The 19,839-nt window shown below is 54.9% G+C and carries 16 protein-coding genes; 3 read left to right on the plus strand and 13 right to left on the minus strand.

Annotated elements, in window-relative coordinates; genetic code table 11:
• Positions 1–6 precede the first annotated feature (6 nt).
• On the minus strand, positions 7–1,701 hold the full coding sequence (gene kdpA / locus ACIOMR_RS20495; protein ID WP_003218753.1) for a potassium-transporting ATPase subunit KdpA: 1,695 nt from the start codon (positions 1,699–1,701) through the stop codon (positions 7–9).
• Between the two features lie 9 nt (positions 1,702–1,710).
• On the minus strand, positions 1,711–1,800 hold the full coding sequence (gene kdpF / locus ACIOMR_RS20500; protein ID WP_003218754.1) for a K(+)-transporting ATPase subunit F: 90 nt from the start codon (positions 1,798–1,800) through the stop codon (positions 1,711–1,713).
• Between the two features lie 344 nt (positions 1,801–2,144).
• On the opposite strand from kdpF, the gene eat reads away from it, so the two are divergent.
• From eat to ACIOMR_RS20515, 3 genes are all read left to right on the plus strand, one after another.
• Positions 2,145–3,509 carry an ethanolamine permease gene (gene eat, locus ACIOMR_RS20505; protein ID WP_003218757.1) on the plus strand — a complete coding sequence of 455 codons (1,365 nt, stop codon included), beginning with the start codon at positions 2,145–2,147 and terminating at the stop codon, positions 3,507–3,509.
• Positions 3,510–3,619: 110 nt separating this feature from the next.
• A complete protein-coding gene (locus ACIOMR_RS20510; protein WP_008437727.1) occupies positions 3,620–3,787 on the plus strand; it encodes a DUF2897 family protein in 168 nt (55 codons plus the stop codon).
• A gap of 99 nt (positions 3,788–3,886) precedes the next feature.
• Positions 3,887–4,465 carry a TetR/AcrR family transcriptional regulator gene (locus ACIOMR_RS20515; protein ID WP_008437726.1) on the plus strand — a complete coding sequence of 193 codons (579 nt, stop codon included), beginning with the start codon at positions 3,887–3,889 and terminating at the stop codon, positions 4,463–4,465.
• A gap of 28 nt (positions 4,466–4,493) precedes the next feature.
• Here ACIOMR_RS20515 and ACIOMR_RS20520 read toward each other — a convergent pair whose 3' ends face one another.
• The 11 genes from ACIOMR_RS20520 to ACIOMR_RS20570 all read right to left on the minus strand — a co-directional run bounded on the left by ACIOMR_RS20520 (position 4,494) and on the right by ACIOMR_RS20570 (position 19,825).
• Entirely contained in the window at positions 4,494–4,826 is a 333-nt protein-coding gene (locus ACIOMR_RS20520; protein ID WP_008437725.1) for a ComEA family DNA-binding protein, read from the minus strand.
• A gap of 111 nt (positions 4,827–4,937) precedes the next feature.
• Positions 4,938–6,932, minus strand: coding sequence for a nucleoside-diphosphate sugar epimerase/dehydratase (locus ACIOMR_RS20525; RefSeq protein WP_008437723.1), 1,995 nt, complete (start codon positions 6,930–6,932; stop codon positions 4,938–4,940).
• Between the two features lie 164 nt (positions 6,933–7,096).
• Positions 7,097–8,275 carry a DegT/DnrJ/EryC1/StrS aminotransferase family protein gene (locus ACIOMR_RS20530; protein WP_008437721.1) on the minus strand — a complete coding sequence of 393 codons (1,179 nt, stop codon included), beginning with the start codon at positions 8,273–8,275 and terminating at the stop codon, positions 7,097–7,099.
• A gap of 124 nt (positions 8,276–8,399) precedes the next feature.
• Positions 8,400–8,996 carry a sugar transferase gene (locus ACIOMR_RS20535; protein WP_032899673.1) on the minus strand — a complete coding sequence of 199 codons (597 nt, stop codon included), beginning with the start codon at positions 8,994–8,996 and terminating at the stop codon, positions 8,400–8,402.
• Entirely contained in the window at positions 8,993–10,210 is a 1,218-nt protein-coding gene (locus ACIOMR_RS20540; protein ID WP_087693685.1) for a glycosyltransferase family 4 protein, read from the minus strand. The genes ACIOMR_RS20535 and ACIOMR_RS20540 overlap by 4 nt, the downstream gene beginning before the upstream one ends.
• Positions 10,211–10,212: 2 nt before the next feature.
• Complete coding sequence (locus tag ACIOMR_RS20545) at positions 10,213–11,757, minus strand: heparinase II/III-family protein (RefSeq protein ID WP_401196087.1); 1,545 nt, start codon at positions 11,755–11,757, stop codon at positions 10,213–10,215.
• Positions 11,758–12,038: 281 nt separating this feature from the next.
• On the minus strand, positions 12,039–14,183 hold the full coding sequence (locus ACIOMR_RS20550; RefSeq protein ID WP_087693683.1) for a bi-domain-containing oxidoreductase: 2,145 nt from the start codon (positions 14,181–14,183) through the stop codon (positions 12,039–12,041).
• A 99-nt stretch (positions 14,184–14,282) separates the two neighbouring features.
• The gene (asnB, locus tag ACIOMR_RS20555) at positions 14,283–16,211 is read right to left on the minus strand and encodes an asparagine synthase (glutamine-hydrolyzing) (protein ID WP_087693682.1); all 1,929 of its coding nucleotides are present in this window, start codon (positions 16,209–16,211) and stop codon (positions 14,283–14,285) included.
• Positions 16,212–16,221: 10 nt separating this feature from the next.
• On the minus strand, positions 16,222–17,541 hold the full coding sequence (locus ACIOMR_RS20560) for an oligosaccharide repeat unit polymerase (protein ID WP_238544258.1): 1,320 nt from the start codon (positions 17,539–17,541) through the stop codon (positions 16,222–16,224).
• 8 nt (positions 17,542–17,549) lie between these two features.
• On the minus strand, positions 17,550–18,797 hold the full coding sequence (locus ACIOMR_RS20565) for a hypothetical protein (protein ID WP_177068718.1): 1,248 nt from the start codon (positions 18,795–18,797) through the stop codon (positions 17,550–17,552).
• Positions 18,798–18,844: 47 nt separating this feature from the next.
• A complete protein-coding gene (locus ACIOMR_RS20570; protein WP_238544257.1) occupies positions 18,845–19,825 on the minus strand; it encodes a glycosyltransferase in 981 nt (326 codons plus the stop codon).
• Positions 19,826–19,839: the final 14 nt, after the last annotated feature.

The raw sequence follows: 19,839 nt of genomic DNA on the forward strand, positions 1-19,839 counted from the left end.
ATCCCCTTAGAAGCCCATGCTCAGATGTTCAGCGATAGGCCCAAGTGCCAGCGTCGGCAGGAAGGTCAGGCCGCCCACCAGCAAAATGGTCACGGTCAACAGGGTCACGAACAGCGGGCCGTGGGTCGGGAAGCTGTTCTGGCCAATCGGTGCGGTCTTCTTCATCGCCAGGCTGCCGGCCAGGGCCAGTACCGGGAGGATGTAACCGAAGCGACCAAGCAACATCGACAGGCTCAACATCAGGTTGTGGAACGCGGTGTTGGCACTGAAGCCGCCGAACGCCGAACCGTTGTTGGCACTGGCCGAGGTGTAGGCGTACAGCAACTGGCTGAAACCGTGGGGGCCAGGGTTACTGATGGCACCGGCCGGGCCAGGCAGGCTGGCGGCGATGGCACCGAGTACCAGGGTGCCGACCGGCATCACCAGCAAGGTCACGACCAGCAACTGCACTTCCTTGGCCTGGAGTTTCTTGCCGAGGTATTCCGGTGTACGGCCAATCATCAAACCGGCGAGGAACACCGCAATCAACACGTTGAGCAACATGCCGTACATGCCGGCGCCGACGCCGCCGAAGATCACTTCGCCGACCATCATGTTGACCAGCGACACCATCCCGCTCAGGGGGTTGAGGCTGTCTTGCATACCGTTGACCGAACCGTTGGACGCGGCGGTGGTCGCCACCGACCACAACACGGTGCCAGTGGTGCCGAAGCGCGCTTCTTTACCTTCCTGCGGTGCCGCCTGCTCAACCGCCGGGTTGTTCAGCGCCGGGTTGGGTTGGTACTCGGCCCACATCGCGGTAGCACCGCCGATGATGAACAGGGCCAGCATGCAACCGAGGATCGCCCGGCTCTGACGCAGGTCTTTCACGTAGTGGCCAAAGGTGAACACCAGCGCCACCGGAATCAGGATGATCGCGCCCAGCTCAAACAGGTTGGCCCAGGCAGTCGGGTCTTCGAACGGATGCGCCGAGTTGACGCCGAAGAAGCCACCACCGTTGGTGCCCAGTTGCTTGATCGCAATCTGGCTGGCAGCCGGGCCCAGTGGGATGACCTGGTCAACGCCCTGCATGGTGACCGCGTTCACATAGTGAGCGAAGGTTTGTGGCACGCCCTGCCAGACCAGGAACAACGCGAACACCAGGCACAACGGCAACAGGCCGTAGAGCGTGGCGCGAGTCATGTCGACCCAGAAGTTGCCCAAAGTCTTGGTGGATTTGCGACCGATCCCACGGCACAACGCGACCAGTACGGCGAGGCCGGTGGCGGCACTGACGAAGTTCTGCACGGTGAGGCCGACCATCTGACTGAGGTAGCTCAGGGACGCTTCACCGCTGTAGTTCTGCCAGTTGGTGTTGGTCATGAAACTGATGGCGGTGTTGAACGCCAGGGTCCATTCCTGACCCGGCAATTTCTGCGGGTTCAGCGGCAGGTATTCCTGGAACAGCAGGATCGCGAACAGCAGCACGAAACCGGCAAGGTTGAACGCCAGCAACGCCAGCGCGTATTTCTGCCAGCTCTGTTCCTGGTCTGCATCGACACCCGAAAGGCGATAGCACACGCGCTCGACCGGGCCGAACACCGGCGTTAGCCAGGTTCGCTGCCCTTCCATTACCTTGTAGTAGAACCGCCCCAGGGCCGGTGCCGGAATCAGCACCAAGGCAAAGAAGGCGATGATCAGCCAATAGTCATAACTGTGCATAGCCTGCTCCTAGTTCCGATCCGCGCGTAACAGCGCAACCAGCAGATAAATGAACAGCGCCACAGCCAACAGCAGTGACACCCCGTCCAGAACGCTCATGGAAGTTTCTCCGTCGTGCGGCGACTGCCGCGTGTAGGAGGATTGTCCGCAGGAGTGGCGTAAAGGAACGAGAGCGACGATACGGGTGGGGCGTAAAGACGGCGTAAAGAGTGGGTTTATGCGGGGTTTACGGGGGGTATGCACTTCAAATGTGGGAGCCGGGCTTGCCCGCGATAGCGTCAGACCAGACACCAACGCCCTTATCTGGTGCAGCGCTTGAAATGATTCAAACGCCAAACCGTTCCCTCGGCGACAGTTCGGCGCCTTTACGACACGGCTTTGGTTAATGGCATGTCCGCTGCAATGCCCTGAAACATTCCAAACCGTTCAGGGAGAGCTACACGATGAACACACAACTCAAACCCACCTTGGGCACTCTGCATTTGTGGGGCATCGCAGTCGGGCTGGTGATTTCCGGAGAGTATTTCGGCTGGAGTTATGGCTGGGGCGTGGCGGGAACATTGGGCTTCCTGGTGACCTCGTTAATGGTCGCCGCCATGTACACCTGCTTTATATTCAGTTTCACCGAGCTGACCACCGCGATTCCTCACGCTGGCGGCCCGTTTGCCTACAGCCGCCGGGCGTTTGGCGAGAAAGGTGGCTTGATTGCCGGGCTGGCGACGCTGATCGAGTTCGTCTTCGCCCCGCCCGCGATCGCCCTGGCCATCGGCGCGTACCTGAACGTGCAGTTTCCGGCCCTCGATCCGAAACATGCGGCCGTCGGCGCCTACATTGTGTTCATGGGCCTGAACATCCTCGGGGTGAAGCTCGCCGCCACCTTTGAATTGGTGGTCTGCGTGCTTGCCGTGGCCGAGTTGCTGGTGTTCATGGGCGTGGTCGCTCCCGCCTTCAGCTTCAGCAACTTCGCCCTCAACGGCTGGGCCGGCTCCGACACCTTCGGCGCACCGGCGATCGCCGGAATGTTTGCGGCCATACCCTTTGCCATCTGGTTCTTCCTCGCCATCGAAGGCGCCGCCATGGCGGCCGAAGAGGCGAAAGATCCCAAGCGCACTATTCCAAAGGCCTACATCAGCGGCATCCTCACCCTGGTGATTCTGGCCATGGGCGTGATGTTCTTTGCCGGTGGCGTGGGTGACTGGCGCACCCTGTCGAACATCAACGACCCGCTGCCCCAGGCGATGAAAACCGTGGTCGGCGACAGCTCGGGCTGGCTGCACATGCTGGTGTGGATCGGCCTGTTCGGCCTGGTGGCCAGCTTCCACGGGATCATCCTGGGTTACTCCCGCCAATTCTTCGCCCTGGCGCGCGCGGGCTACCTGCCCTCCTTCCTCGCCAAACTGTCGCGCTTCCAGACGCCGCACCGGGCAATCATCGCCGGCGGCATCGTCGGCATCGCCGCCATCTACAGCGACGGGCTGATCAACCTGGGCGGCATGACCCTGACCGCCGCGATGATCACCATGGCGGTGTTCGGTGCCATCGTCATGTACATCATGAGCATGCTCAGCCTGTTCAAACTGCGCAAGACCGAACCGCTGCTGGAGCGGACCTTCCGCGCCCCGGGCTATCCAATCGTGCCGGGGATTGCGCTGGTACTGGCCGTGGTCTGCCTGGTGGCCATGGCGTGGTTCAACGCGCTGATCGGGCTGATCTTCCTGGGCTTCATGGTGGTGGGTTTTGTGTACTTCCAACTGACCGCGCAAGACCGCGCCGATGCACCGGCGGACGCTATGTTGACCGGGCTGTAAGGCTACCGGGGCAGAACGGGCCTACAATGAACTACTAAGAAAGCCCGTTACTCAAAGCAGTCATTACCGTGGGAAATTTCCCCACGGTTTGCTGCCTCAAGGAGAGCCCTATGCCGTGGTATGCCTGGTTGATTTTAGTGGTCGCGATCGGTTCGATCGTCGGTGGTTTGTTGATGCTGCGAGACAGCGCCAACAAGGTTGAATTGACTGATGAACAACGTAAGCGCGTGGCAGAACGCAATGCCCAAGCGGACGCCAAGGATGCGCAGGATCGCTGAGACTGAAGCGGCTCCCCGTTGAGCCGCACAATTTTGTAAACACCCGCGTATGCCCAGCGAAGCTTGGTTAATATGGCCTGATGTTTCGGAGGCCTTCCCATGCGCTATTCACAAGACCACAAAGCTCAAACCCACCAGCGCATCATCAAGGAGGCCTCGGTACGCTTTCGCCGCGACGGCATTGGTGCGACCGGCCTGCAGCCGCTGATGAAGTCGCTGAACCTGACGCATGGCGGGTTTTACGCGCACTTCAGGTCAAAGGACGAGTTGGTGGAAAAGGCGTTGCAAGAGGCCGCAGCTCAACTGGATGAACATTGCAAAAAGCTGTTCAGCCAACAGCGACCGTTGGACGCGTTCATTGATAGCTACCTGTCGCAATGGCATCAGACATCACCTCATGAGGGGTGCCCGCTGCCCACGATGTCTTCCGAGCTGGGGTTGCGCGGGCAGAACAGCAGGACGACGGATGAGGTGCTTAACGCCCGGCTCAAGCAGGTCGAAGCGGCCCTTGATAGCCCGAATGCCCGCGAACAGGGCCTTGTGCTGATGTCGACGCTGGTGGGAGCGTTGGTGTTGGCAAGAAGTGTGGAGAGCGCCGAATTGGCCACGCGGATTCTTGATGTGGTGCGGGGGAGCTTGAAAGCGGGGTTCTGCGGCCAGAAGAAAGCCGGTCAATGACCGGCCTCCTCGCCTGCTTTTCAGATGTTCAATTGACCTCAAGCCTGTCGCGGTTCTTCTCCAGCAATGCCTTGCCGATACCTTTTACTTCCAGCAACTCATCTATCGCAGTGAAGGGCCCGTTGGTTTCGCGGTAAGCGACGATGGCCTTGGCTTTGGCTGCGCCAATGCCGAAGAGGTCCCGGCGCAGGGTTTCGGCGTCTGCGGAGTTGAGGCTGACCTTGGTGGTGTGGTCGACCTTGGTCATTTGTGTGGAAATGGAGGTTGGCGTTTCGGGTTTGGTGGAAGGTGCGGCAGTAGTGGCTAGGGAGAGGCTGGCAAGAAAGGCAAAGACAAAGGATGAGAAATAAGCTTTACGCATAGGTGACACTCCATGACATCGATAAGGGAAAAGCAGCTTTTCCGAAGCTGCTTTTCAAACTTAGGCGATGTTTGGGGAGAGTCAAAAATGGGTGAGTTACAGGGTGTGAGCTCAGGGCTCAAGACGACGCTGCTGGTAGATCCAGTCGACGATTTCACCGTCCGGGGAATAGCCGCTGACCGTTTCGCGCAGCAACTGACGCACACGCGTGTAGTCATCCTGTTCCACGGCGCTGAGCAGCTCCGTTAATCGGCCCTTCAACACCTCCCAGGGCAAGTAGTCTTCATTGGCACTCATAATCATCGGGTGCGGCGTCGTGACTACGTTGTCGCCGATCAACAGTTCCTCATAAAGTTTTTCGCCGGGACGCAGCCCCGTAAACTCAATGGAGATGTCACCTTGAAGATTTTTATCAGAGCGAATACTCAAGCCGGAAAGGTGCACCATCTTCTCGGCCAGCTCGACGATTTTCACCGGCTCGCCCATATCCAGAACAAATACGTCACCGCCCAGCCCCATGGAGCCCGCCTGGATAACCAATTGAGCGGCTTCAGGGATGCTCATGAAATACCGGGTAATCTTGGGGTGCGTAACCGTCAGCGGGCCACCGGATTTGATTTGCTTGTGGAACAACGGGATCACTGATCCTGATGAGCCCAGCACATTGCCGAACCGCACCATGGTAAAGCGGGTCTTGTTCACACGGGAAACATTCGAAGTCTCACCGAAAAGCACCGGAGCAATTTCACTGCTGAGCGCCTGCAGTGTCATTTCTGCGAGACGCTTGGTGCTTCCCATTACATTGGTGGGACGCACTGCCTTATCAGTAGAAATCAGCACGAAGTTCGCCACATTGGCGCGTAAAGAGGCTTGCGCGGCGCTCAGCGTGCCCATCACATTATTCAGCACGCCTTCAGCAATATTATGCTCGACCATCGGTACATGCTTGTAAGCCGCCGCATGGTAGACCGTGTTCACGCGCCAGGTTTTCATGACGTCAAAGAGCTTTTCCTGATTGCGCACAGAACCCAGGATTGGCAATAACTTAACTGAAAGCGACTCACGCACGATTCGCTGCTCAAGCTCTTGCAGGATGCTGTAGAGATTGAACTCGCTATGCTCATACAACAGCAGTGTCGTGGGTTGCAGCGTGAGAATCTGCCGGCAAAGCTCAGACCCGATTGAACCGCCCGCCCCGGTTATAAGAACCGACTGCTCCTTGATGCAATGTTCAAGCAGCTCGTCCTGAGGAGGGACAGAGTCACGGCCCAACAAGTCAGCAATATCAACTTCCTGGATATCATCGACTTTCACTCGCCCGCTGGCCAAATCCATAAAACCGGGCACGCTTTGCACATGGAGTGCGAACCCCTCCAGGAAGGTCAATATCTCCCGGCGGCGCCCACGATTGGCAGACGGAATGGCGAGAAGAATCTGCTGGGCACCGGTGACGTCAACCATCTGCTGGATATGCTTTGGCTTATAGACATGCAAGCCTGAAATCACACGATCGGCAATGCTGCTGTCATCATCAATAAAGGCGACAGGACGCAACAGCCTCCCCATGCGCAATGCAGCAACCAATTGATTACCGGCTGCCCCCGCACCATAGATGGCCACCTTCGGCAGTCCATCATCTCGATTGGTAAAAGGAACATGTTGCGCAGCCGCGAACCAGTCTCCCAGGAAATACTGGCGCATCGCGAGGCGTAGCCCCCCGATCATGACCATGCTCAACCACCAGTAATTGAAGATGACCGAGCGTGGAACAAACAACTGATGGTTGCCGCTCCAGTAAACCACCAGCGCGAGAATCAACGATGACAGGCTGACGGCCTTGATAATTGCGATCAGCGCATCGTTTCCAAAATAGCGCATGACTGCACGGTACATACCAAACCGTACAAACAGCGGAATAGCGATGACCGTGGCGCTCAGGAATAGCCATAGGTATTCAGTGAAAGGATTGATCAGCTCATCAATCCCCAAACGAACGACAAAGGCCATCCAAAGGGCAAACCAGACAAGAAAAACGTCGGTCACTACCTGGAAGGCACGTTTCTGCCGCCGCGTTAAACCCAGTAATAAGGTTCTCAACTTATCCATAACGCCTTGAAACACCTCTGTTACTCCTAAAGTACATCCGCCACCACCATGGATGATTCCAAGGGACCTCATACCATGATGATGGAAAACTCCATTTGACTGGCCCGCAGCTCAAATCCTTCTGCGTTGCAAACAAAGACGGGCATTCCTGACTGTCTAACTGATTACTCTTCGGTAGCCAACTGCATAACGGCCTTGAGCACCGAGCATGTCTTGTCGATCTCATGCTGCGTCAACGTCGGGTGCACGAGAAACATTACACTTGTTTCGCCGAGCTCCCGTGCTACCGGCAACCGGCTCGCCGGACGCCAGCCAGTATTGTCAAACGCCTTCTCCAGATAGACCTCGGAGCAGGAACCGGAAAATACCGGAACGTCTCGTGCCGAAATCTCCGCCAGAATACGATCACGATCCCATCCGGCCTTGAGAGCCTGAGGCTCGACAAACACGTAGCACTTATACGCCGCGTGAACACTGCCCTCAGGCATGATTGGCACACGCAAGCCTTTGAGTTGGCTGGCGCACTCCCATATCTGCCCGGCATTCGCCAGCCGGCTGGCCTGCCAGTCGGTCATGCGCTTGAGCTGAATCCGACCGATGACGGCCTGAACCTCGAGCATTCTCCAGTTCGTACCGAAGCTTTCATGCAACCAGCGAAAACCAGGAGGATGGTTACGTTCGTAGACAGCTTCCCAGCTTTTGCCATGATCCTTGAACGACCACATGTCCGACCACAACTTACGATCGTTGGTTGTGACCATTCCGCCCTCGCCACCTGTGGTCATGATCTTGTCCTGACAAAAGGACCAGGCAGAGATATGGCCAATTGACCCCACCGGGCGCCCCTTGTAACGGGCGCCATGGGCCTGGGCACAATCTTCGATCACTTTAAGGTCGAATTCCTCGGCCAGGGCCATGATCGGATCCATATCGCAAGGCCAGCCAGCCAAATGCACACAGATTACGGCCCGGGTGCGAGGAGTCAGTACAGCGCGGATAGTCTGCGCGTTGAAGTTTTGCGAATCGCGATCCACATCGGCAAAAACCGGAACAGCCCCGGCATTCACAATGCTCGAGACGGAAGCAAGAAACGTGCGTGAGGTGACAATCACTTCATCGCCAGCACCGATACCCAACGCCTTCAAGGCAAGGTCCAGGGCAACCGTTCCGTTAGCCAGGCCGATGGCGTATTCGGTGCCCGCCCATGCAGCGAACTCCTTCTCAAACTCACGCCCCTGTGTACCAGTCCAGTAGTTGACCTTATTGGACAGAATCACATCACGTACGGCGTCAGCTTCCTCTTCAGTAAAAGAAGGCCAAGGAGAAAATGGTGAATTCAACACAACCAGTACCCGTCAGTTTTCATTCGAAAATATGAAAGACTCGTCACTACGAGCCCCGTTGCAATTCGCTCAATCCGCTGTTCGCGAGGCGCCTATATTTCAAGAACCGTCCAGGCAACGCGGCTCATGGCTTGGAACCTGTGAACTTCGGCGCGGTAGCTTCGCCTTCGGCACTGATACCGTCACGCACCAGAACTTTCTTGATTGTCAGGAAAATCACCTTCATATCCAGCCAAAAAGACTGATTGTCGACGTACCAGGTATCCAGCTTGAACTTTTCTTCCCATTCAATTGCGTTCCGACCGTTGATCTGCGCCCAACCGCTGACGCCAGGGCGAACCTCATGACGACGATATTGCTCGACGCTGTAGAGAGGCAAGTATTCCATCAGTAACGGTCGTGGACCTACCAGGCTCATATCGCCCTTGACCACATTCCACAATTCAGGCAATTCATCCAGGCTACTGGAGCGCAGAAAGCTGCCAAAGGCTGTCATGCGCTGGGAGTCCGGTAAAGGCTCACCATTTGCATCATGAGCATCTCGCATCGTACGGAACTTGATCATTTCGAAAGGCTTGCCGTTCCGACCTGGTCGTACCTGGCGAAACAAGACGGGAGAGCCCAACTTCTTGCGAATGTTCCAGGCAATAATTGCTATGACCGGCGAAAGCAGAATTAGTCCAAGCAACGACGCAAATAAATCAAATCCACGCTTGATCATCTAACACCACCCTCCAGCCAATCTACAAACCGGTCAGCCAATTTACGCCGGTCAAACTCTCTGACCGCCAATTCTCTGCCTCGTGCGCCCTTCGCCCGCAGCTCGTCACGGTCATCTGCCGCCTGTATCAAAGCATCTGCGAAAAGCGCAGCATCATCTGCAGGTACGACAAAACCGCAGTTCTCGGTGGAAATCATCTCGGCGAGCCAGCCCGGGTAGTTATTTAAAACAGGCAACCCTGACGCGATATAGTCGAAAAACTTGTTAGGCGACGTTCCGTAGTAAAAGGCCGGTACGTTTGCCAATATCTGCAGCCCCAGGTCCGCGCTGGCCATCAAACCGGACAACCGGGCCTTGTTCACCGGGGCATGAAATATCACATTGTCCAGCTGTTCTTCCGCTGCACGCTTCTGAAGCGCGGGCTTGAGCTTGCCCTGCCCGATCAAAACCAGCCGGATATCATCGCGCTTTCGCAGTTTAAGCTCTCGAGCCGCATCGAGCACCGCGTCCAGCTTGTTGGCCACTCCATGAGTACCCGCGAAGACCGCTACCAGATGGCTTTTATCCACTCCTGCCGGCAACCATGGCTCAGCAGGCGTGTTGAAAATATCAAGGTCACAACCGTTTGGGATCATTTCGATTCGGTCACGCGCCACACCGCGGTGCGCAATGCCATCCACAATACCTGGCGACAACCCGATGAGTCGGTGAGCCGAGCGATAACTCGCCCACTCAAGAAAAGACATGGCGGCAAGGATCAATGGATTACGAATGACGCCCATCGCTTTCGGCAGTTCGGGCCAGAGATCCCGGACCTCAAATACAAACGGCTTATTACGAAACCACCGGGCGAATATCCCGGGGATACCGGCTGTCAATGGCGTGGTGGTCGCGAAAACCAGATCGTAGCGCTCGGTTAGCGCAATCCCGATACTGCGCACTGCAAACTTTAAAAAGCTGAGCGCTCGAACGAACAGGCCATCGCTGTTGGAGTACGCCAGGTCAAATTCGATGATCTCGATACCGTCGACGGTACCTTTGCGTTTTCCACCAACGAAAGGGCTCTCCAGCCCCGTTTCGCCGCCACCATAGCTGCCACAGACCATGGTTACCTGGTGCCCTCTCGCAACCAGACGACGGGCCATCTCATAGGACCGGATTCCGATTGTTCCTTTCGGAGTAGAAAAATGCTGATGAAAATAAAGGACTTTCATGTCTACCAGTGATACTCCGTAGTCAAAACGCCCGCCGAAGTCACCTCAACCTCAAGCACCGGCACTTCAGTTTTTTGTAAGTAGTAACGAGACTCCCAACCCTGGACGAGCGCTCGTCGCACGATAGGCATGCTGCCTGCAACCGACAATCGATGGGAGCCGTTGGTCAGGACGTCGCCCTCAAGCCGCCAGTCCCCCGGCTGCAAACGCCAGCGTAGAACTGCACGATCCTTGAATCCGCTAAATTCATCCCTGACCAGCATGCCGGTGTCGCTCAGGCTCACATGCCGCTTATGACGGACGCCGTTACCGTCGATATACGTGGCGCCGCAGGCGCTTGTTCCAGCCTGCTCAACCAGGCTTTCGACCTGGCGCGTACGCAACCACTCCCCGAACAGAAACCGGCTGAGCCTCGGCATCTGGTCTCGCCCATCAAATTGAAGGGTGTTGTGGCTGGCGGTACCCGGAAAATAACTCAGCCACTGGGCAGAGGTGTTGTAGCTGAAGGTACCTGCATCCCGGAGCAGGTTAATGCCTGCACGCCATAGATCCACATGCAGGGCATCGGCCTGGCTGGGGCGAAACCGGAAGCGCGGGTAGCGCAATACAGCGAAGGTTTGTTCACGCCGCAACAATGCATAACCACCCTGATCAAACAGCTGGCTACCTGGACGCTCCGCTACCGCCGATGGGCCGGGCAGCAGCAGCCATTGCAGTGGCAAATCCCATTCACCTGCCGCCTCATAGGCTCTCTTTCCGGCAAACAACGCCATGGACAACTGGACCGAAGGCCTGAAGTCGCGATAGTCCGTATCCGTCAGTGGCAGCAGCCGGGCACCATCATTTGCGCCAATGTTCGGAGCATCTCCAGTGTGCTCGTCGACCAACGAAAATAACCAATGCGCGGCTGTGCGAGCCCTGAGTTGGAACGTGGCGGAGAACGCCGGGAGCCCCAGCTTGTTTCTCCAGATTTCAACCATGGAAAATGTGTCGAGCATCACCCGATGATAATTGACGGAGTACTGGCTGAAACTGCCATCTTGCTCGATCAGCCGAGCGGCCCGGTTTTCGAGCCATTTGCGCCCCAATCGCTGCCAGCGTTCGCCCTCGGGGCAACCGCTTGAGGTCAACCAACTGCCGCCGACAAAAAGTGCAGCCGCCTCGGAAGTCCCGTGGTTATTGTCCTGAGCCATCGCATAGCTCAGCGTCGGCTCGATACGCTTGAGGTGCAGTCGGACCAGATCCACAAGCCCCGGCAACGGGCTGGCAAACTGTTCGACAATGACCGAACTCATCGCCAGGTGCAGGACACGAATGGACGCCTCCTGACCGCACTTCCAGTTCGGACCGCAATAGGGAGGATTGTTGACACACCAATCCGTCAACCAACCGTTTAACTGCGCCGTCCCTGAAGACCCGCCAACACAGGACTTCTGGGCAAAGACCAACGTCCAGTCAAATCGCGAAGCTTCCCAGATATTCTTGATATCACCGACAGCGGCATCAAAATCAGGAATCCGCCACCATTCCCGGCCGGGATCAGGCACTCGAACTCCATTCAGCGGATTCAAATGCCAGTCAGGGGGTGCGTCCGATACCGGGCACTCCCAGAACCCGAAATACCGGACCTGGGAATCCCATTGGGACGCACATGGCAACGAGCCGGCCTGCCTCGCACTTTCCGCAAAAAACGGGCCTTGAGGAATTTCAGCCCGAAGGCGTCGGACCGGGTTCAAGCCAGTCTTGACCCCGAGCCGATACGTCAATGCACGCGCCAGATTGCCAAAACCGAGAGCTATCGCAGTTTTGGCTTTAACAAGAAGAAGGCTCATTGCTCGCGCAGAATCCGGGCAACTTCAATGCTCACGCGCGCCACTTCGAAAATCTCATCGGAAGTGATCGGCGTGACCGCCCCGTTTTGCACCGCTGCCAGGAAAGCTGCAGCGCACTCGCTTTGCCCCTTGTTCTGTTTCCAGAGATTCAGCTTGCTGAAGCCCGGCCAGCCGAAACCCTTCAACTTGCGGAAGTTATCCAGTTGCAGGACGCGTCCGGCAGCGAAAACTTCAACTCGCTCTTTTGGAAAGCTTGAAGCGCCATTGGCCAGATAGAGGATGGTGCCGAAAGAGCCATCCTCAAACCCCAGGGTGATCGCCGCTTTATCTTCCGTAATGGCAACAGCAGGCGTATCGCCCATTCTGCGGGCCTGGATCGAAACAATTTTGCTGCCCGCGAGAAAACGCATCAGGTCGATGAAATGACACGCTTCGCCAATAATGCGCCCACCGCCGACTGACGGGTCCTGGGTCCAGTGATTTGCGGGAATCGCTCCGGCATTCATCGTCATGATGAAAGACTTGGGCTCTTTTACAGCCGAGAGCAACGCCTTCATCTTTTGCACCTGCGGCGAAAAGCGTCGATTGAACCCCACCATCAAATGTGGCTTGAGCCCTTGTTCGACAGCCTTTCGATAGGCCTCTTCAACCTTTGCCAGATCCTGGGCTTCAATTGCCAATGGCTTTTCGACGAACACATGTTTACCCGCCTCCAGCGCTTGCGCGACAAAACGGGCATGGCTGTCGTGCCGGGTGACAATTGCAACAGTGTTGATCGTGCTCTCGCCAAGCATCGCACTGATATCAGTCGAGGCTTGTGCAAATCCCGCCTTGCTGCCGTGTATTACACCGTTGATGCCACCGGCAGTCACAATCGTATGGAACTGAGCCCCTGCGGCCTTGAATGCCGGTATCAGCATTCTTGATGCATAGTTTCCTGCACCGATGAAGCCCACCACGGGTTTGACCGGGTCGAAACTGGCTACCGCACCAGGTGCCAGCACCACTTCCTTGATGTTTCGCTCGGTCTCTTCCGAGGTGTACTGAAGAATGATGCCCAGCGCCGAATTATCCGTCGTAAGCGTCTGATAGGCATCCGCGGCGTCTTCGAATGCAACCCGATGGGAGATCAACGAGTTGACCTCCAATTGGCCGCTGGCGAGCATGTCCAGGACGGCTTCGAAGTTGCGCTGCTCAGTCCAGCGAACGAAACCTATCGGGAAGTCGTTGCCTTGATCTTCGTAACTCGGATCGTAGCGCCCGGGCCCGTAAGAACATGAAACCTGGAATGTCAGTTCCTTCTCATAGAAGTCGGCTCGACTCAACTCAAGCCCGGTTACCCCTACCAGAACAATGCGCCCACGCTTACGGCACATGTGTGCCGCCTGGGTGACCGGGTCGGACGACTTGGTCGACGCCGTAATGATGACGCCATCCACCCCTCTTCCGCGGCTGAATGTCATTCCCGCCGAAACAACATCTTCGCCCTTGCCGGGGTTGCAGGTTTCGGCGCCATAACTGCGAGCCAATGCCAGCTTTTGCTCATCGAAGTCAACGGCAAGTACCCGGCAGCCTTGAGCCCGCAGGAGCTGGACCGTCATCAGTCCGATCAGGCCTACGCCGGTGACTACAAAGGTTTCCCCCAATGTCGGCTGAGCCAGACGAATGCCCTGCAAGCCGATGCTGGCAAGCACGGTAAACGAAGCGGCTTCGTCGCTGACCGAGTCCGGAATCAAGGCACACAGATTCTTGGGAATAACAACGATATCGGCATGAGGACCATTGGAAACCACACGGTCGCCCGGCTTGAACCCGGACACATCATTGCCCACGGCCCCCACAACACCCACGTTGCAGTATCCAAGCGGCAACGGCTGCGCAAGCTTCGAGCGTACGGCTTCCACCGTTGTCGCCAAGCCATCGGTCTGAACCTTTTGCAGAACCATGCGGACCTTGTCAGGTTGCTGGCGAGCTTTTTCCAACCAGTTGGCACGGCCAAACCCTACCAGCATGCGTTCCGTGCCGGCAGAAATCAGCGTATTGGTTGTATGGATCTTTAGCGTGCCACTACGAACGGCGGGAGCGGGTGCATTAACCAATGACGTCTCACCGCTAGCCATGTTCTGAACAACCTGCTTCATGCATTCACACCAATAAAGTTAAAAATTCACTCATCACTGAGAAACTTGTATAGAGCTATGTATCCTACCATCGGATAAGGCCGTGGCGTCGCCGCCCACTCAACCGTCGAGGGCGAAATCGCCGTCCAGATACTGTTTGCACCAGAGTTCCATGCAAACGATGCCAAACAACGTATAAGCAGCGTCTATCCGGCCTGAACGATCTGCTTCGACCAGATGCGCCACCGCTTTGGGATCGAATATCCCCCTTTTCAGCAGGGATGCAGGAGAAAGCACCTCATCGACCAAAGGCTTCAGGCGTCCTTGCAACCAGTTGCGAAGCGGTACACCGAAGCCCGTCTTGGGCCGGTAGATGACGTCGTGAGGCAGATAGGGTTCCATGGCCTTCTTGAAAATCCATTTCCCTTCCCGGCCTTTTTGCTTGATATCCGATGGCAGTGAGCCAGCCAGGCGGACCAGGTCAAGATCCAGCAGCGGCACACGCACTTCAACGCCCGTCGCCATACCCATCTTGTCGGTGTAGTTGAGATTGTGATCGGTGAGAAAATGCTTGCACTCCAGGGTGAGCATTTTATCAAGGGGCGTGGCATCCGAAGGCAGCCGCGAAAGTGTTTCTCGCATCGGCGCAAACAGATCATCGGCCGCCAGCTGGCGTCGCAAGTCTGGCGCCAACAGGCCATACGCCTGTTCAGGTTCAAGCCAGAGGAAATAACTGATCAAGCGATCATCAGCAGGCAAGTCCGCATAGCGAAAAGCCTTCCCGAGACGACGAGACAGCGGAGAGGATGCAGGAAGCAGGTTTGAACTGCTGGCCAAAACCGAACGCAGCGGTCGAGGCATTCCGCCCCACCAACGCTCTTGCGCCAACGCGAAATGACGACGATAGCCCGTGAAAATATCATCTCCCCCGGCACCCGACAGCAGAACCTTGATGCCGTTCTGGCTTGCCAGTTCCGAGATGAACAACGCATTCAGCGCCGCCGGATCCGGCGTAGGTTCATCGAGCAGATAAACCATTTCAGGCAGACGATCCATCATCTCATCGCCGACGCCTACGACATGCAGGTCGACATCCAGATGCTTGGCAACGCGCTGTGCGTAAGGAAGGTCATCGGCGAACCCCTCGTTCGCAGTGGAGCCGTTGTCTACACGGATACTGAAGCACTGCAACCGCCCCTTATCGCGCATTTCCTGCGCTGCAAACGCGACGATGGCACTGGAGTCCAAGCCGCCTGACAAGAATGAACCCAAGGGTACGTCAGACACCAACTGACGCTGGACGGCAGTCCTGACGGCATCGGCGACATCAACAGCGACATCAGCAACCGTTTTCGTCAGGGGTTTCTCGGAAATCGGCAGTTCGTAGTAAAACCAGCTCTTCTCGATATGCCCATTACGGACGCATAACGCTTGGCCAGGTAAAACCTTTCTGATATCCCGCACGATCGTCCGATCACCCGGCGACCAGAGAAAACCAAGATGCGCGAGTACGGCTTGCGGGTCGATTTCAGTTTTACTGAAGCCGCCTCGGATCAAGCCCTTCATTTCACTTGAAAATGCAAAACAACCATCACTGGAATGGATATAGAGGGGTTTGACGCCCATCTGATCTCGAGCCACCCAAAGCGTTTCAGTGTCGCGTTCCCAGAATACGACCGCGAAAATCCCGTTCAAGCGGTTTAAACACTCAATCCCATAACGACAGAACAGTGCGAGCAATACTTCAGAGTCGGACTGGCTGGAAAAATGATCACCCGCCGCTTCGAGATGAGCCCTTAACTCCCGAAAGTTATAGATTTCACCGTTAAACACCATGACCACTCGCCCATCGGCAGAGACCATGGGTTGGTGACCGGCGGAAGTGGTATCGAGAATGGAAAGGCGCACCTGGCCCAACCATACACCAACGTCGGTATCGGCCCAGACGCCTTGATCATCAGGCCCACGACGTCGAATAAACGAAAGCGCTGAAGAGAAGTCAATAGATTCCCGCGTTCCGTTGTGAATGTAGCCCAAAATTCCGCACATATCAGTTTCTCTAGATTGGGTTATTGACTGGCTCTTCGCGCTTTGAGCTCAAGAATAAAAAAGGAAGCGATATAGACGCCATGAGAAGAACGACCGAAGCCAGTTCCCCACGAAAAAAATGAAGCATGGATGCGACTGCCAATGCATAGATACCCAATGCTCTATCACTTTTAGGGTTATAGACGACTGCGCCATAAAGCCGCCCACCTATAAGCCCGATAAAAAAGCCGCCGAACAATACGCCTAAGGTGCCAAAATTCATATAAATCTCGCCAAATATGCCCGGCGGCAATGTCGTTCCTTCCGTGAGCCATTTATCTGGCCAAAAAGCACTTGTAAATACGCCGGCAGTGGTAAGCGGCTTGTCAGGAAAAAGCCCCGAAGGTAACAAGATCAATACGACCATCAGCAGCATTGAACCGTTTTGCCACTCTAGCTTCTGTGGCATAGCGTCTATGAGCACGGTCATTGTTTGCAACTGCATCAGATTACCCGTGAACTGTATCGCTAAAAAATGAACAAACGATAAAAAGACACCTTGATTTTCGTCGACAAAATAAAACTTACCTGTTGCGAGATACTCTTGCTTAAACAAGTGGTAAGCCATCAGAGAAACAAACATTACTGCGCCGAGCACAGCACCTTTTACGAGGTTGACACGCTTGACACGATAGTGCCGGACTATAATCAACGACAATATGATAATGAAGATTGTTGACTTCTGCCCTTGAAGCGCGCAAATAAATAACCCGCCCAAAAAGTACAGCCAGAAACAAAAACGCTCGGCACGTGATTTTTTTCCACTACGCGTCAAACGTATGAACCAGGCAAGCGAGACAGAAAGCATCAGGTTTTCCAGAAGAAACAGGCCGTTTAACCCTGCAAACGCCCTTATCCGATCACTGGCGCCCTGAAGCAAACCGGATATCCCCCCCAGAATAAAAAGGATAGTTAAAAATCCTAGCAACGCCACCAAGGTAAATATAACTGCCCTTTGAAAAAAAATCCTTGAGCTTACGATGTTGCGAGTTCTACCGGGAAAACTAAGATAAGTTTTTCGCCCCAGCCAGCACCCCATCAAAACGAAAATCAACGTCCCGGCATACAGTAAAACTGCATAACCTATAGAGCTGTCCTTATCGAAAAAAGGATACTCCCAATATTGAGTAAACCCGTCAAACCCCATGATAAAGGGATACAGAGGGACGATGACACCTGCGAACCATATAACCAGAAAGAAAAAACCAAAACTAAAACAATCGAAAACCCCTTTCCCTGGTTTGGGTAACAAGCCCTCTTGCTCTGTATATTTATTTTCCAACGTTTTCACCTCTTGGATCATAATTCAGCGAGGCGGGCTCTCACCGCAACCAGGAGAAGTACTGAGGATAACGCAGCACCAACGAAATATCCCAGGACTCCAGACCAAGCACCCAAAATGGGGATACCTACGTATAGAATCAAAAAAACAAACAAGCCTTCGACGATATTGGTTTTGAGGCTCAAACCAAAAATACGCAACGCGACCAGTAGCGTACCGCTCGTAAGTGCAACGGCCTTCAACGGCAGGGTCAATGCCAGCACAATTACATAGATGGCGGTCTGCTTATAAGCACCACCAACAAACAACGCCCACACTGTAGAGACTGAAATTAGCAACAGTGCAACCGTAGACGAAATCTTCAACATGCTTTTGGAAAGTGCGTGATACCTGTCGCGGAGCTCACTTTTATTATTGATTACTTCTACCAAGTCCGGCAACGCCCTTTGCGCAATTATTGCCAACGGAAGTAAACCAAGTATGAGACTCAATATGGCAATACCAAAAAATCCAATTTCATCAGCTTTTACATGATAGGCGGTCAACATCAAAACAGGCAAACTGTCCACTAACAAACGAACAAATAGACCTGCATTGTTAATCGCCCCGGACTTGGCGCTAGCCACCAATCCGCTGCGATTCACACAACGGAAATCCAACGCCAGCACAATATGAGCTCGTAGCTTCCACCATATCGCAGCAAGACAGGAAAACTCTCCAATGTAACGAGCGACCATCCACCCTTTGATGCCAAACAGTTTCGTCAATACAACATGCATAATAACGCCAATGGACGTAACCAGCATCAGCACGAAATAGATTTCGCGCATTGCCTTCGCACCTTGGGCAAATCCCGTAGTCACACGAAGCAGATTAGTTAGCAGGACCAGGCCACAGGCATTAAAAACATATGAACTGATCACTGAAGTGAATAAAAACTCATGCGCTATATATACCCCTGAGATCACTACACCTGAAGCCATCGCAACTAACAAAAAAACCTGGCGAAGCACTTCACTTTGGTGAAAAACACCATTGCTCGCCGCGGTGTCGCGGATAGCGATACTCTGCATGCCCAAGCTGCCCGCAAGTACCACCAGTGCGATAATTGTTTCCAGCGAGCGCACCGTACCGACCACTGAAGGATCAACCCAAGGCGTGATTAAAAACTGACTTATTATTACGCCACCCTGAATACAGGCCGTAATAACAATAAGCTGCAAAAGCTTTGAGTTCTCAAACATGCCGATCAGACGATTCAACACACGGTACCGCCATCAACCTTTATAAATATTCTCAACGACGCTCTCATTTATTTCACCGGTGATAAGGAATCCAGAACACTCTTAAGCGCCACACGACGGGCCGCGATGGAATAATTCGAGGAAATCCACTGATGCCTGGCTTTGGCGTCTTCAGCACAAACCGGTGTCGCCACAACTGCCGCCATGGCCGCTGCAATTTCCTCCTGGCTATCTGGCTGAACCCAGTAAGCGAAGTCGCCTGCGACTTCCGGCACCGCGCCCCGTGGCGAGGTGATTACCCGCGCGCCACACGCCAGCGCTTCGCCGATCGCATGTCCAAAACCTTCATAGAGTGTCGGTTGAACATAAGCCAGGCAATTCCTGTAATGATGCAATTTCTCCTCATCGGAAATCATCCCGACAAACTCCACCTTGTCTGCTACACCCAGGCGCTGCGCCAAATCTTTTAGTTCCTGCAGGTAATCGCCGTGCTTACCAGCAACGACAAGTCGAAGATGACTTGAATGAGACGAAACTTTTGCGAACGCTTCTATCGTCGGAATGAGTCCCTTACGAATGGCGTTTGTACGACTTGTCCAGGTCACTGTAAAAAAATAATCCGATTCGACCGCTGAAAGCTCGCCAGGAGAATAGTAATCCGTATCAATCGCCAGCGTCGCGTACACCGGGTTCCTAACCGGCAGGTTAGATGTAACCTCTTCACACTCGGAGCGTGAGATAAACAAGTTTCGATCGGCTAATAACAACGAGGTGCGCAGTACCGCCTTCTGCCATAATGGGCGATCCAGATAGCAAAGACCCGGAATTTCCTTCCTGCAGGTGGAGTAGTCAAAAGCACCAGTTACGATCACCGGACGACGACGTAGCTTTCCGGCGAGCAACGGAAATGGTGAATGCCCCCACCACCAGCAAAAATAGAGATCGGCCTTCCAATCTAGAGTGCCCGGCGTCCCAGACAGAACGACTTCGTGTCCGAGCTCCTTGAGAATTCGAATATCAACCCGATAAAACTCAACTTTATCAAACATCTCGCGCCAATTAG

The sequence above is a fragment of the Pseudomonas sp. NPDC087814 genome (assembly GCF_044742865.1).
Lineage (GTDB): Bacteria > Pseudomonadota > Gammaproteobacteria > Pseudomonadales > Pseudomonadaceae > Aquipseudomonas.

What these genes read in the sequence shown, in the direction of transcription:
- eat (WP_003218757.1), top strand. Translation starts at nt 2,145, where the DNA reads ATGAACACACAACTCAAACCCACCTTGGGCACTCTGCATTTGTGGGGC.
- kdpA (WP_003218753.1), bottom strand. Translation starts at nt 1,701, where the DNA reads ATGCACAGTTATGACTATTGGCTGATCATCGCCTTCTTTGCCTTGGTG.
- asnB (WP_087693682.1), bottom strand. Translation starts at nt 16,211, where the DNA reads ATGTGCGGAATTTTGGGCTACATTCACAACGGAACGCGGGAATCTATT.
- ACIOMR_RS20540 (WP_087693685.1), bottom strand. Translation starts at nt 10,210, where the DNA reads ATGAAAGTCCTTTATTTTCATCAGCATTTTTCTACTCCGAAAGGAACA.
- ACIOMR_RS20550 (WP_087693683.1), bottom strand. Translation starts at nt 14,183, where the DNA reads ATGAAGCAGGTTGTTCAGAACATGGCTAGCGGTGAGACGTCATTGGTT.
- ACIOMR_RS20525 (WP_008437723.1), bottom strand. Translation starts at nt 6,932, where the DNA reads ATGGATAAGTTGAGAACCTTATTACTGGGTTTAACGCGGCGGCAGAAA.
- ACIOMR_RS20520 (WP_008437725.1), bottom strand. Translation starts at nt 4,826, where the DNA reads ATGCGTAAAGCTTATTTCTCATCCTTTGTCTTTGCCTTTCTTGCCAGC.
- ACIOMR_RS20510 (WP_008437727.1), top strand. Translation starts at nt 3,620, where the DNA reads ATGCCGTGGTATGCCTGGTTGATTTTAGTGGTCGCGATCGGTTCGATC.
- ACIOMR_RS20535 (WP_032899673.1), bottom strand. Translation starts at nt 8,996, where the DNA reads ATGATCAAGCGTGGATTTGATTTATTTGCGTCGTTGCTTGGACTAATT.
- ACIOMR_RS20515 (WP_008437726.1), top strand. Translation starts at nt 3,887, where the DNA reads ATGCGCTATTCACAAGACCACAAAGCTCAAACCCACCAGCGCATCATC.
- ACIOMR_RS20570 (WP_238544257.1), bottom strand. Translation starts at nt 19,825, where the DNA reads ATGTTTGATAAAGTTGAGTTTTATCGGGTTGATATTCGAATTCTCAAG.
- kdpF (WP_003218754.1), bottom strand. Translation starts at nt 1,800, where the DNA reads ATGAGCGTTCTGGACGGGGTGTCACTGCTGTTGGCTGTGGCGCTGTTC.